Source organism: Nonomuraea dietziae, from assembly GCF_014195505.1.
Lineage (GTDB): Bacteria > Actinomycetota > Actinomycetes > Streptosporangiales > Streptosporangiaceae > Nonomuraea > Nonomuraea roseola.
Map to the genome: position 1 here is coordinate 848,791 of NZ_JACIBV010000001.1, position 12,895 is coordinate 861,685.

General features: G+C 71.8%; 12 protein-coding genes. 6 read left to right on the forward strand and 6 right to left on the reverse strand.

The genetic code is table 11. The annotated features are described in order from the left end of the window. Positions 1 to 774: 774 nt before the first annotated feature. Entirely contained in the window at positions 775 to 1,245 is a 471-nt protein-coding gene (locus tag FHR33_RS04385) for a pyridoxamine 5'-phosphate oxidase family protein (RefSeq protein WP_183643843.1), read from the reverse strand. Positions 1,246 to 1,491: 246 nt separating this feature from the next. Here FHR33_RS04385 and FHR33_RS04390 point away from each other — a divergent pair, with 246 nt between their 5' ends. The 3 genes from FHR33_RS04390 (at position 1,492) to FHR33_RS04400 (ending at position 5,039) form a co-directional block, all read left to right on the forward strand. Next, positions 1,492 to 2,637 (forward strand): MFS transporter, encoded by a 1,146-nt coding sequence (locus FHR33_RS04390; protein ID WP_183643846.1) that lies wholly within the window; start codon positions 1,492 to 1,494, stop codon positions 2,635 to 2,637. Positions 2,638 to 2,940: 303 nt separating this feature from the next. After that, positions 2,941 to 3,831, forward strand: a complete 891-nt coding sequence (gene blaOXA / locus FHR33_RS04395; protein WP_183643850.1) for a class D beta-lactamase — start codon at positions 2,941 to 2,943, stop codon at positions 3,829 to 3,831. A gap of 2 nt (positions 3,832 to 3,833) precedes the next feature. After that, on the forward strand, positions 3,834 to 5,039 hold the full coding sequence (locus tag FHR33_RS04400) for an MFS transporter (RefSeq protein ID WP_183643854.1): 1,206 nt from the start codon (positions 3,834 to 3,836) through the stop codon (positions 5,037 to 5,039). 185 nt (positions 5,040 to 5,224) lie between these two features. Here FHR33_RS04400 and FHR33_RS04405 read toward each other — a convergent pair whose 3' ends face one another. The 4 genes from FHR33_RS04405 to FHR33_RS04420 are packed head-to-tail and all read right to left on the reverse strand — an operon-like array spanning position 5,225 to position 8,313. Then, a complete protein-coding gene (locus tag FHR33_RS04405; protein WP_183643857.1) occupies positions 5,225 to 5,458 on the reverse strand; it encodes a hypothetical protein in 234 nt (77 codons plus the stop codon). A gap of 9 nt (positions 5,459 to 5,467) precedes the next feature. Further along, positions 5,468 to 6,073 carry a LysE family translocator gene (locus FHR33_RS04410; protein WP_183643860.1) on the reverse strand — a complete coding sequence of 202 codons (606 nt, stop codon included), beginning with the start codon at positions 6,071 to 6,073 and terminating at the stop codon, positions 5,468 to 5,470. 41 nt (positions 6,074 to 6,114) lie between these two features. Beyond that, on the reverse strand, positions 6,115 to 7,920 hold the full coding sequence (locus FHR33_RS04415; RefSeq protein ID WP_312895359.1) for a propionyl-CoA synthetase: 1,806 nt from the start codon (positions 7,918 to 7,920) through the stop codon (positions 6,115 to 6,117). A gap of 39 nt (positions 7,921 to 7,959) precedes the next feature. After that, positions 7,960 to 8,313: a VOC family protein gene (locus tag FHR33_RS04420; protein WP_183643865.1), complete on the reverse strand. Its 354-nt coding sequence runs from the start codon at positions 8,311 to 8,313 to the stop codon at positions 7,960 to 7,962. 143 nt (positions 8,314 to 8,456) lie between these two features. Here FHR33_RS04420 and FHR33_RS04425 point away from each other — a divergent pair, with 143 nt between their 5' ends. From FHR33_RS04425 to FHR33_RS04435, 3 genes are read left to right on the forward strand one after another with little or no spacing between them, the layout of a single operon-like run. Beyond that, complete coding sequence (locus tag FHR33_RS04425; protein ID WP_312895360.1) at positions 8,457 to 11,015, forward strand: MXAN_6230/SCO0854 family RING domain-containing protein; 2,559 nt, start codon at positions 8,457 to 8,459, stop codon at positions 11,013 to 11,015. Continuing rightward, positions 11,012 to 11,656, forward strand: a complete 645-nt coding sequence (locus FHR33_RS04430; protein ID WP_183643868.1) for a nucleotidyltransferase domain-containing protein — start codon at positions 11,012 to 11,014, stop codon at positions 11,654 to 11,656. The genes FHR33_RS04425 and FHR33_RS04430 overlap by 4 nt, the downstream gene beginning before the upstream one ends. Continuing rightward, positions 11,653 to 12,393 (forward strand): nucleotidyltransferase domain-containing protein, encoded by a 741-nt coding sequence (locus FHR33_RS04435; RefSeq protein WP_183643870.1) that lies wholly within the window; start codon positions 11,653 to 11,655, stop codon positions 12,391 to 12,393. The genes FHR33_RS04430 and FHR33_RS04435 overlap by 4 nt, the downstream gene beginning before the upstream one ends. Here the strand turns inward: FHR33_RS04435 and FHR33_RS04440 are convergent. Then, a complete protein-coding gene (locus tag FHR33_RS04440) occupies positions 12,386 to 12,880 on the reverse strand; it encodes a hypothetical protein (RefSeq protein WP_246451657.1) in 495 nt (164 codons plus the stop codon). The genes FHR33_RS04435 and FHR33_RS04440 overlap by 8 nt on opposite strands. Between the last annotated feature and the right edge of the window lie 15 nt (positions 12,881 to 12,895).

Here is a 12,895-nt window from a genome sequence, read left to right on the forward strand (position 1 = left end):
CGCCGTGGCACGCGCGCTACGCCGACGACCTCTTGCGCCTCTCCCGCGACGAGCGCGTGATGCGCCACATCGGCAGCGGGCCGTGGACGGCCGTGTAAGCCGGAGAACGGCACCGCCAGGCGCTGCGGCAGTGGCGGGACGAGGGCTTCGGCATGCGCGCGATCCTGCGCGACGAGCGCTTCGTGGGCCTGGTCTCGCTCGCATCCTGCACGCTGCCCGGCGCGGCCGAGCCCGTATGGCGGATCGGGTGGTGGATCGACCCCGCGGCCTGGGCCAGGGCATCGCGACCGAGGCGGCGACAGCCGTATGAGAAGAAGTGGCCCGGTTGGGCGCCGCCACCCTCGTCGCGCGCCACCACCCGGCCAACGAGGGATCCGGACGGATCGTGACCAAGTTGGGCATGCACCTGCACGACGACGGCACCGACCGATACGGCCGCCCCTGCCGCATCTCCGTCCTCCCCCTGCGACCCCCGCAAGCCGCCTCACCCGACTGATCGGACGCGCCGCTCCAGTCGACTGGACCCTCCGCCGGTCCGCGCTCCACCCACGTCCGGGTGGCGCACCCGGCGACATGGTCATCGGAGTCGCGTGCTTCGCCTCCCTCGCGCCGGCACCACCCGTGAGGAGGGAGGGAGGGAGGGCGTGCGTCTGACCTTACGCACGCCCTCCCTCCCGCGCCGGCCGTACCTGTCAGGAAGGAGCGATCACTTGCGTCTGACCTGGCGGATGCCCTCCCTCCTCACAGGTGGCACCGCCTGTCAGGAAGGAGCGATCACTTGCGTCTGACCTGGCGGATGCCTTCCCCCTCGTGCCACATGTCGATCACCAGATGGTCGCCCTCCACCCGCGTCCAGACCGCCTCCGTGAGGTCGACCCTGAACAGGTGCGGCCCCTCCCCCGGCAGCTCGAACCTGGACAGCACCTCGGGGTCGGTGACCTCGAGCGCCCGCCCCGCGATCTTCGCATCGCCCTGCCAGCGCGAAGGATCGTCGTCATCGGGCGTCGTCGGCGCGGCGTGCAGCGCCATCCTGGGGTCACGCCGCAGGTCGAACGCCTTCATCGCTCCCGGCATCGACCCCAGCCACATCTCCCCGTCCTTGAAGTCGACCTCCGTGGCGCTGATGCGCGGGGAGCCGTCCTTGCGGATGGTCGCCATGGTCTTGTGCTTGTGCGCGTCGAGCAGCCCCCGAACGGTCGCCGCCAGCGCGGGTGCCTGCGTCTCGAACTCCTGCCACGAACTCATGCAGGACATCATCCTCGACGCCACCGACAGTTCGGACGGCGGCACGCGCACAGGTCAGCGCTCGGGCCGGCCTGACTATCGTGCCAGCCTGCGGTGGGGAGCGGACCGGTCAGTGCTCGGGCCGACCTGACCACCGTTCCAGCCTGTGGCGGGGAGCGAAGACACCCGACCTCGCGGCGGTCCGAGCACGCCCGAGGCAGGCTGTCCGCTTTACTGGACAACGTGCCGTTCTGACACAATCTCCGGGTGATCCCGCGCCGGGCCAGGGTGGCCGTCTCGTTCTTCTTCGCCCTTCTCGGCATCGTCTCCGGCGTGTGGGCGGCCCGCATCCCCACCGTCAAGCAGTCTCTGCACCTCAGCGACGGACAGCTCAGCCTCGGTCTGCTCGCCGTCGCCGTGGGCCTGGTCATCGGCATGCAGTTCGCGGGCAGGATCACCGACCGTCTCGGCAGCGCCAGGGTCGTGGTCCCGGCCGGCGTCACCTGTGCCCTGGCGATGATCCCGCCGGGTTTCGCCCCGAACCTCGCCGTCCTGATCGTCACGCTGTTCCTGTGGGGACTGCTCAACGCCTCACTCGACGTCGCCATGAACACCCACGCGGTCGAGGTGGAGCGGGCGTACGGCAGGCCGCTCATGTCCTCCTTCCACGGCATGTTCAGCGCGGGAGGCCTGCTCGGCGCGGGCGCCGGCGCGCTGTTCGCCTGGCTGGAGGTCTCCCCCGGCCTCACCTTCGCCGCCGTGACGGTCCCCCTGGCCGTGCTCGCCGTCCTGGCCCGCAGAGCGCTGCTGCCCTCGGCCCCCTCCCACCACGAGGATGGCCCGCGCAGGCGGGTCAGGTGGCACGGCAAGGTGCTGTTCATGGGCGCCATGGCCTTCGCAGGGCTGGTGGGCGAAGGCGCGGCAGGCGACTGGAGCGCGGTCTACCTGCACGAGGACCTGGGCACGGGGACAGGGCTCGCGGCGATCGGCTTCGCCGTCTTCTCCACCACGATGACCGTGGGCAGGTTCGCGGGAGACCGGCTGGCGATGCGGTTCGGCCCTGTCAGGCTGGTGCGCTGGTCGGGACTGCTGGCCGCGATCGGGCTGGGCGGGGCGTTGCTGGCCGCGCATCCCGTCGCGGCGATGGCCGGGTTCGGGCTGTTCGGATTCGGCCTGTCCACCCTGGTGCCGCAGGTGTTCTCCGCGGCGGGCAACCACGACCCCGCACGGGCCGGCGAGGCCATCGCGCAGGTGGCGACGCTGGGATACGCCGGGCTGATGCTCGGTCCCGTGATCATCGGTGGTGCGGCCGAGCTGGTCGGGCTGCCGCTGGCTCTGGGCATACCCGTCCTGCTGTGCCTGTTCATGTCGCTCTCTGCGGTGTCGCTCCGACCCACCGCCTTTACAAAGTAGATCAGGCGGAAGCGGGGGGAGACCCGAAAGACGAGCGCGCAGCAGGCAGAGCGGCGCAGCCGTACCGCCTGACCTGTCGCCGCCGACGCCGAACGTCGACCTGGCACTCGAAGTGTTCTACGCCCCCTTCCAGCGGTGGCTGCACCGCAGTGGTCCGCTGGACGCCGACTCACTCGTCGATGCGACCCTCAGCGCCTTCGGCCCCGACCACGCGGCCTGAACTGCGTTGATATGGATTTGAATATCGGCCTTCCACCAATATCAATATTGGACAGTAACGATGTCCTGTGATGGTCTCTGCGCATGAAAAAGACGATTCCGCAGGTCCTGCGCCACGGGCTCGGCGCCGCCGTGCTCGCCTCGCTCACTGTCTGCGGCATCCCCGCGTACGGTGCCGCCGCCCACGAGAGCGCCCCGCACGGCGGCGCCATGGTCGCGACGGCCCATGAGGTCAGGCCGGGTACCGTTGTACGCGATGATCTGCGCGCGGTGTTCGACGCGGCGAAGGTGCGGGGCACGTTCGCGTTGCTGGACGTGTCGTCCAGGAAGGTGACCGTGGTGGACCGCTGGCGCGCCGAGAAGCCGATGGTCCCCGCCTCCAGTTTCAAGGTCCCGCACGCGCTGGTCGCTCTGCAGACCGGCGTGGTCAAGAGCCCCGACGAGGTGATCCCCTGGGACGGCACGCCGCAGCCGTTCCCCGAGTGGGAGAAGGACATGAGCGTGCGGGAGGCCGTTCGCGTCTCCAACGCGGCGGCGTTCCAGGTGATCGCCCGCCGCATCGGCCTCCAGCGCGAACGGCAGTGGCTGCACCGGCTGAACTACGGCAACCGGCAGACCGGGACGGTGGTGGACCGGTTCTGGCTGGACGGCCCGCTGAAGATCTCGGCGGTGGAACAGACGAGGTTCATGGAGCGGCTGGCCGCCCTGCGCCTGCCCGCCAAGCGCGAGCATCAGCGCACCGTCCACGACCTGATCAAGCAGGAGGAGAAGAACGGGTACGCGCTGTACGCCAAGTCAGGCTGGCAGAACGCCCCCGGTCCCGGCACGGGCTGGTGGACCGGGTGGGTCGAACGCGGCGGACGCGTGTACACGTTCGCGCTGAACATGGACATCGCCAAGGACGGCGACGCCGCCAAGCGCGCCACCCTCGCGCGTGAACTGCTGCACCGGCTGAACGTCCTGCCCACGGCGTGAGCATGCCCTTCTCCGGCCACGGCGACCGTCGCACGGTCGTCGTGGTCGTCGCCATTCAGGCGGCCATCTCGCTGGGCTACTTCGCGGCGATGGCGCACGTCGTCATCCACCTCAGAGTCGACCTGGGGCTGGCCGCCGGGCTGATCGGCCTGGTGCTGGCGCTGCGCAATCTGGTCCAGCACACGCTCTCCCTGCCGGTCGGCGCGCTGGTGGACGTGCTCGGCCCGGTGCGGATAGGCATGCTGGCGTGCCTGCTGCGCGCGGCCGGGTTCGCGCTGCTGGGCACCGTGTCCTCCCTGCCCTGGCTGGTCGTCGCGGCGGTGTTGCTGGGCGCGGGCGGGGCGCTGTTCCATCCGGCGGCGCAGTCGCTGCTGGCCGGGCTCGCCGAACGGCGGAGGGCGCGCGGATACGCGGCGTACATGATGACGTTGCAGATCGCGGCGGTGCTCGGCCCGGCGCTCGGGCTGGCGCTGCTGAACGTCGGCTACTGGCTGGTGGCGCTCACTGCGGCCGCGCTGTGGATCGGCGCGGCCTTCCTGTTCGCACTGCTGTGGCACGCCCCGCCCGTCCGGGTCGTGGACGGGGTCGTCTCCGGGGTGCGGACGGTGCTGCGGGACCGGGTCTTCCTGGGGTTCGCGGTCGTGTCGACGCCCGCGATGCTGGTGACGGACCAGGCGTCGGTGGTGGTGCCGCTCGGCGGCGTGGACGCGGGGGCGGTGACCGTGTTCGCCTGCGTGCTCGCCATGGTGTCGGCTGCGGTCCAGCCGTGGTGCGCGGTGCCGGGCCGCGCCGACCGGCCCGGCGTGCTGCGCGCGGGGCTGCTGTTCGCCGCCGGTGGCCATCTGCTGCTCGCCGGCGGCGCGGGCGGCGAGCTGACGGGCCTGGTGCTGGTGGCCGCGCTGCACGGGCTCGCCGACGGCCTGCTGCAACCGGCGGTGTTCCAAACGATCGCCCGGCTCGCCCCGCCGGCGCGTTTCGGGGCCTACCTGGGCGTGCAGACGTCCCTCTCGGGTCTGTTCGCGTTCGCCGGCGGCATCGCCGTGGGCTGGTCGTTCGACCGGGGGCCGGGCGGGGCGACGGCGGCGCTGGTCGTCCTGGCGTTGACCGCCTGCGCCGCGGCGGCCTGCGCCCGCTCACACCCCGCACAGGCGATCGATGCCCGGGACGCGGCACCGGCGGCCAGCGGGGTCAAACAGGAACGACCCTAGGGAGCAGCGGCTGCGCCGGCTACGCCGCACACTCGCCCCCTGACTGCTCTCATGTCCTATGGTCGCGATGGGTGGGACTGTACGGCCGCCAGGAACGCCTCGACCTCGGCTCGACACGCTGCCGCCTCCCGTGGCCGGCCGGATCAGGCTGGGCTACTCGTGGCAGGTGGCGCTGGGCTGGTTCGCTAGATTCCTCGGCTGAGCAGCCCGCGCCCGCCGTACTTCTTGTGCACGGCCTGCTTGCTGACGCCGATCGCGTCGGCGATGACCGACCAGGCCAGCCCCGCGACCCTCGCGCGGCGGACCTGGACCGCCTCCATGCGCTCGATCTCGCGGCGCAGGGCGGCCGTCGCCCGCAGCGCCGTCAGGGGGTCGTCGTCCTCCGTCTGCCGCGCCAGCGTGGCCAGGTCGTTCGTCATGGGTTCACGCTATCTGGACTCCACCACCAGCCGCACGCCCAGAGCGATGAGCACGACGCCCGAGATCTGTTCCAGCCTGCGCCGTACGGCGGGCCGCCCCAGCACCGCCCTGGCCTTGGCGACGGCCCAGATGACCCCGGCGTACCAGACGGTGTCGACCAGCACCCACACCACGGCCAGCGTGACCAGCGTCAGCGGCACGTTCTGGCCCTGCGGCACGAACTGCGGCAGGAACGACATCGCGAACACCGCCGCCTTCGGGTTGGCGAGGCAGGTCCCGAATCCGGCCAGGAAGGACCTGCGCACGCCGTCGACCGGCTTGACCTCGATCTCGGCGTGGTCCTTGCGGCGCAGCGACTGCACGCCCATGTACAGCAGGACGAGGGCGCCGACCACGCGCATGATGTCGTAGGCGAGCTCGGAGGCCAGCACGAGCGCCGACAGGCCGAAGGCGGCGGCCAGCGCCCACAGCAGGATGCCCGCCTCGTTGCCCAGCATGGCCGCCAGGCCTGAGCCGCGTCCCGCTCTGACGGTCTGGCGCAGGATGACGGCGGTGCTGACGCCGGGGACCATGGCCACCAGGACGCAGGCGCCGATGAATGCGATCAGATACATGAACCGATCCTGGCCACGACCACGAGGGCGGGGCAAGGGGATTACCTCTCGATCGCTCCCGCGATCTCCTCGAGCGCGGCGGGGTCCTCGATGGTGGAAGGGGTGCGGTACTCCTCGCCCTCGGCGATGGCGCGCATCGTGCCGCGCAGGATCTTGCCCGAGCGGGTCTTGGGCAGCCGGCCCACCACCACCGCCCTCTTGAAGGCCGCCACCGGGCCGATCCTCTCGCGGACCAGCGCGACCAGCTCGGCCTCGATCTCGTCCGCCGCGCGCTCGGCTCCGGCCTTCAGCACCACGAAGCCGACAGGCAGCTGCCCCTTCAGCGAGTCGGCCACGCCGATCACCGCGCACTCGGCCACGTCGGGGTGGGTGGCCACGACCTCCTCCATGGCGCCGGTGGACAGCCGGTGTCCCGCCACGTTGATGACGTCGTCGGTACGGCCCATGACGAACAGGTAGCCGTCCTCGTCGAAGTAACCGCCGTCGCCTGTGAGGTAGTAGCCGGGGAAGCGCGAGAGGTAGGCGGCGTGGAAGCGCTCGTCGTCGCGGTAGAGGGTGGGCAGGCAGCCGGGCGGCAGCGGCAGCTTGATCACCACCGCGCCCTCGACGCCCGGTGGGCACTCCTGGCCCTCGGGGTCCAGGATCCGCACGTCGTAGCCGGGGACCGGCTTGGTGGGCGAGCCGGGTTTGATCGGCAGCGTCTCGATGCCGACGCAGTTGGCGGCGATCGGCCAGCCCGTCTCCGTCTGCCACCAGTGGTCGATGACCGGCACGCCCAGCAGGTCGCAGGCCCAGTGGTAGGTGTCGGGGTCGAGCCGCTCCCCCGCGAGGAACAGGTGGCGAAGGTCGTGCTTGCGCAGGTAGGACCCGGTGGGGTCCTCCTTCCTGATGGCGCGGATCGCGGTCGGCGCGGTGAACAGCGTCCGCACGTCGTGCTCGGCCACCACCCGCCAGAACGCGCCGGGGTCGGGGGTGCCGACCGGCTTGCCCTCGTAGAGCACGCTGGTGCATCCGGCCAGCAGCGGCCCGTAGACGATGTAGGAGTGGCCGACCACCCAGCCGACGTCGGAGGCGGCCCAGAAGACCTCTCCTGGCGCCGCGCCGTAGACGTGGCTCATGCTCCAGTGCAGCGCGACGGCGTGGCCGCCGTTGTCGCGGACCACGCCCTTGGGGGCGCCGGTGGTGCCCGAGGTGTAGAGGATGTACAGCGGGTCGGTCGCGGCCACGCTGACGCAGCCCGCGGGCTCGCTGTCGAAGCCGGCCCAGTCGTGCCAGCCCTCGCCGAGCTCGGCCGTCAGCTCGGGTCGCTGCAGGACGACCACGGCGTCAGGCCGGTGGGAGGCCTGCGCCAGCGCGGCGTCGAGCAGCGGCTTGTACGGCACGACCCTGCTGACCTCGATGCCGCACGAGGCGCTGAGCACGACCTTGGGCCTGGCGTGGTCGACGCGCACGGCCAGTTCGGCCGCGGCGAACCCGCCGAAGACGACGGAGTGGACGGCGCCGAGCCTGGCGCAGGCCAGCATCGCGATGACCGTCTCGGGCACCATCGGCATGTAGATGACCACGGTGTCGCCCTTGCCCACCCCGAGGTCGCGCAGCATCCCCGCGGCCTTGGCGACCTCGTCACGCAGCCCCGCGTAGGTGTAGGTGCGTTTGACGCCGGTGACGGGGCTGTCGTAGATGAGCGCCGCCTGCTCGCCCCTGCCGTCGAGGACGTGCCTGTCGAGGGCGTTGAAGCAGGTGTTGAGCCGTCCGTCGGGGAACCAGCGTCCCTCGCCGTAGACGGTGCGGGGTTCGACGTCCCAGGTGATGCCGCGGGCCGCCGCGTCCCAGAAAAGCTCGCTCACACCTCCGATCAGATCAAGGGGGGCCGCCGCGCGCAAGCGTCAGGGGCCCTGCAGGCAGAACTCGTTGCCCTCGGGGTCGGCCATCACGATCCAGTCCTCGACGTACTCGACGACGCGGGCGCCGAGCGCCGTCAGCCGCCGCGACTCCGCGTCGAGGTCGTCGCAGCGCACGTCGAGGTGGACGCGGTTTTTGACGATCTTGCTTTCGGGGACGAGCTGGAACCACAGCCGGGGCGAGCCGCCCTCGACCAGGACCGTGGGATCGTCCTCAGGATCGAAGGGCTCGGTGCCGTCGTAGGGCGCGATGCGGTAGCCGTCGAGGGCCGCCGCCCAGAACCTGGCGAGCGAGGCGGGGTGACGGCAGTCGAACACGACGTCCTTGAGCCTGGCCATATATCGGGCGACATTACCGGAGCTCCCCGGTAATGTGCACGATCAAGGGTGGTTCCTGGACGTGCTTCCTTCTCCCCTCTTTCCAAGGCAACCAGCGCGTCCGCTCTCCACCCTTTCTTCATGCCCGGCGAGGAGGTGCTCCCGTGATCGGACCCGCTGACGTGCTGCTGCGCAGGAGGAACCTGGTGGCGCTCGACCTCATGGCGGGTGACTCGCGAGGGCCGCGCCGCGAGCAGCGGCTGGGCGCGCAGGCCGGCGTCGTGGCGCTGGAGGCCGAGCTGCTGCAGTTCGGCTTCCTGCTGTCGGCCGAGCTGCGCCGGTCACTGGCCGCGCTGCCGGTGGCGGAGCTGGCCGCGACGGGCAGGGGCCTGCTCCACCGCGTCGCCTCCGCGCTGGGCGGCCACGTCCACCACGTGCCGATGTTCAGGAAGTTCCCCGAGAGCGTGCCGCGCGACACCGAGGACTTCTTCGTGCGCAGGATCTTCACCCTGCTGCTCCAGGAACCGCGCAGGCCGTGCGTGCTGTGCGGGAAGGTCGGCACCGTGCACCCGGTCGCGCCGTGCGCGCACCTGGTGTGCCGCTCCTGCTGGGACGGCTCCGACTTCAGCGCCTGCCCGATCTGCCACCGCAGGATCGACCCCGCCGACCCTTTCCTGATCCCGTCGGCCAGGCGCGAGCGCGGCGCGGTGATCAACACCTACGCCACCGCGGTGCTGCACGCGTGCCACGACGCGGGCGCCGCCTCCCGCGAGCTGGCCGGGGCGATGCTGGCCAGGCAGACGCCGATGCCCCAGGAGGACCGCGACGACCTGCTGACGCTGCTGGACGCCTACTGGCCGCTGTCGGCCGGGTGGCTGCCGGAGACGATTCCTGTCAAGGAGACCAGGGCGGTCGCGCTGGCGGCCGCGCTCACCGCGCCAGGCCCTTCGCATGGGCGGGTCGCCCGTCCCGAGGCGGGCGCCGCCGACGAGCTGCTGACCCGGCACCTCGGCACGGCGAGCGACGTGCTCAGGCTGATGTACGTGCTCATGGGCGCCGACCCCGGGCTGCGTGTACGGCCCGAGCGCCGCCGGTCGCTGCCCAGGCGGCTGCGCAGGACGCTGCTCGGCCTGCTCGACGGGTTCGCGCTGCCGTACCTGATCGAGGATCTGCGCCGCCATGGCGAGCAGTGGAAGCGCATGGCCGAGGTGCTGCACCCGCACGAGGAGCACGCCCGCCACCCCCACGCCGCGCTGGCCTTCGCCGCGCTGCGCGGCACCAGGCTCGACCCCTCGACCGCGTTCGGCGCCGCGCTGCTGGAGGCCGCCGCCCGCCATCCCGGCCTGCTGAGCGTCAGGGAGGGGCGGCTGCGGGTGACGACGTTCGCCACCCACGTCGAGGCGGCGCTGGCGGCCAAGGACGCCGAGCGCGCGCTCGCCCTGCTGGCTACGCGCCCCGGCGAGCTGGGCCGCCGCCTCAGCCAGCTGGTGCGCATGGCCCCCGACCTGGTGGGCGGCGCGCTGGCTCAGGCGCTGCCCGGCATCGCTCCCGGCGTGCTGATGTCGGCGCTCGGCCAGCTGCGCACGCCGCCGGGCGGCCTGCGGCTGTTCCTGCCCAGGGGCGGCACCGCCCGTCTCCACAGCAGGAACGACGAGCGTCCCGCGCTGCCCGACGCCGCCGTGCTCGGCGCGGCGGAGCTGATCACGGGCGAGTTGCTGCGCCGCGCGGGGAAGCTGCCGCCGCTGGCCTGCCCGCTGCTCGACGAGGGCCTGGCCGACCTGGTCGCGCCGACGTCCGAGCGGGCCGACTCCACCGCTCTGGTACGGCTGGCCCGCGGCAGCCTCCAGCCGCTGCCCCGCGAGCAGCTGATCAGGTTGTTCCTGCATTGGGCCGAGCCCGAGGGCACGGTCGTCGATCTCGACCTGTCGGTGGCGCTCTTCGACACCGACTGGCGCTTCGTCGGGTTGTGCGACTACACCTGCCTGCGGCTGGGCGAGGACGCGCTCGTCCATTCGGGCGACCTGACCTCCGCGCCCGAGCCGCTCGGCTCCTCGGAGTTCGTCGACCTCGACGTGGCCAAGGTGGCGGCGCTGGGCGGCCGCTACGTCGTGCCGATCGTCTACAGCTACAACGACGTCCCCTTCGACCGGCTCACGCGTGGATTCGCCGGGTTCATGCGCTCGCCCGCCGAGCTGTTCGATCCGCGTGCCGTACGGCAGCGCTTCGATCTGAGCGGTGCCGCCAAGATCCTGGTCCCGCTGGTGGCCGACCTGTGGGAGGGCACGACCCGCTGGGCCGACCTGAACGTCTCGGCCTTCGGCGGCTTCCACAGTGTGGCGAGCACCTCCAACCAGCTGGCCAGGATGGGCGCGGCGGTGGAGAGCGCGTTCGGCTCCGGCGCGAGGGTGACGCTGTGGGAGGTCGCCTGCTGGCACGCCGCCGCCCGCTCCAGCTCGGTGCTGGTGCGCAGGGGCGAGCGCGTGGAGCGTCTGGACCGGGGGCGGGACGAGCCGGTGCGGGACTTCGCTGACCGGTTGGTCGCCCGCGCCGAGCGCGGCGAGCATTCCGGCGGGTACGAGCGGGTCGACTTCGCCGCGCTGGTCTCCGGCGAGGTGGACCTGCCCTCCTCCGCCCAGGTCTACGCGCTGTACCCTGGCCGGCTGGGCGACGTGCGCAGGATGGACGCCGCCGACCTGATCAGCGGTCTGGGGGCGAGCGGGTGAACGACGACCTGATCCTGTCGGTGATCGTCGGTTCGCGGGCCTACGGCCTCGACACCTCCGGCTCCGACACCGACAGGCGCGGGGTGTTCGTCGTGCCCACCGAGGCGTTCTGGCGGCTGGACAAGCCGCCCACCCACCGGGACGGGCCGCTGCCCGAGCAGTTCTCGTGGGAGGTCGAGCGCTTCTGCTCGCTGGCCCTCGACGCCAACCCGACGGTGCTGGAGACCCTGTGGTCGCCGCTGGTCGAGCACGTCACGCCGACGGGCGCGCGCCTGCTGGGCCTGCGCGGGGCGTTCGTGTCGCAGCTGGCGCACAGGACCTTCGCCCGCTACGCCGACGCGCAGTTCCGCCGGCTCGACCCGGTCGCGCCCAAGTGGAAGCAGGCCATGCACATGATCAGGCTGCTGCTCAGCGGCGTCCATCTGGTCGAGCACGGCTCCCCGCTGGTCGACGTCAGCGAGCGACGCGAGCGGCTGCTGGCCGTACGGCAGGGGCTGGTGTCGTGGGAGGAGCTGCAGGAGTGGCGGGCCGAGCTGATGGCCGCCTTCGAGCGGGCGCTCCCGCACAGCGTGCTGCCCGTCGCGCCCGACCGGGGCGCGGTGGAGGAGTTCCTCATCGACGTGCGAAGGGCGAACCTGTGACGCTTCCCCCGTGGCTGGAGCAGATTCCCGGCGAGCAGCCGTACCCGCTGGTCTTCGCGACGGTCAGCGGCGCGCACCTGTACGGCTTCCCCTCGGCCGACTCCGACGTGGACCTGCGCGGCGTCCACGTGCTGCCGGTCGAGGAGGTCGTCGGGCTGCGGGTCGGCGAGGCGACGATCGACAGGTCGTGGGTGCGGTCGGGCGTCGAGGTCGATCTGGTGACGCACGACCTGCTGAAGTTCTGCGGGCTGCTGCTGCGGCGCAACGGCTACGTGCTGGAGCAGCTGCTCTCGCCGCTGGTGGTGGCCTCCTCGCCGGTGCACCAGGAGCTGGTCGCGCTGGCCCCCGGCCTGGTGACGCGCAACCACGGTCACCACTACCTCGGCTTCGCGCGCACGCAGTGGCGGCTGTACGGCAGGACCGGCGAGCTCAAGCCGCTGCTCTACACCTTCAGGGTACTGGCCACCGGCATCCACCTGATGCGCACGGGCCTGCTGGAGGCCGACCTGACCAGGCTGTTCGCCTATGGGCCCGCGTACCTGCCCGAGCTGGTGGAGGCCAAGAAGGAGGCCGAGCACGCCCCCGCGCCCGCCCTTGCCGCCTCCTGTTCGGCCGAGAAGGACGTCGCGCGGCTGACGGCCGAGCTGGAGCAGGCCATGGCCGACTCCGGCCTGCCCGAGGCGGCGACCGTCGGCGCGGACGTGCACGACCTGGTGGTGCGTACCAGGCTCAGTTGACGCAGTCCTGGGTGTTGAGCCCGAGCGCCATCTCGTAGACCTTGCCGCGCGAGACCAGGAAGGAGTAGTACGCCTTCGGGTTGCCCTCGACGCTGACGTAGGGGTAGCCGCTGGCGCTGGTCCTGAGCCGGGGGTAGGCCCGCTTCAACTGCTTGGTGGTGGAGCCGAGCCCGATGCCCTGCGGGGTCTTCACCCCCTTGGCCGCGAAGATCACCGCCACGCCGCGCTTCTTGGAGATGAACATGCCCACGGCGTTCTCGCCGGTGGGGTGCGCCTTCAGGTCCCAGCCGGAGCAGCCGCCGTCGTTCGTCTTGAGCACGATCTTGCCGGTCGCCCTGGCCGTCTTGGCGCTCATCCCGAGTGTGACGCCGCCGTACCCGAAGGGCCCGAGCGCCTCCTTGGCCTGCGCGACGGCCGGAGAGGCGCTCACGAGAAGCAGCCCCGCGGCCAGGCTCGCGGCGGTCTTCATGACAGTGGTACGGGTCATCGGGTCTCCGTGGAC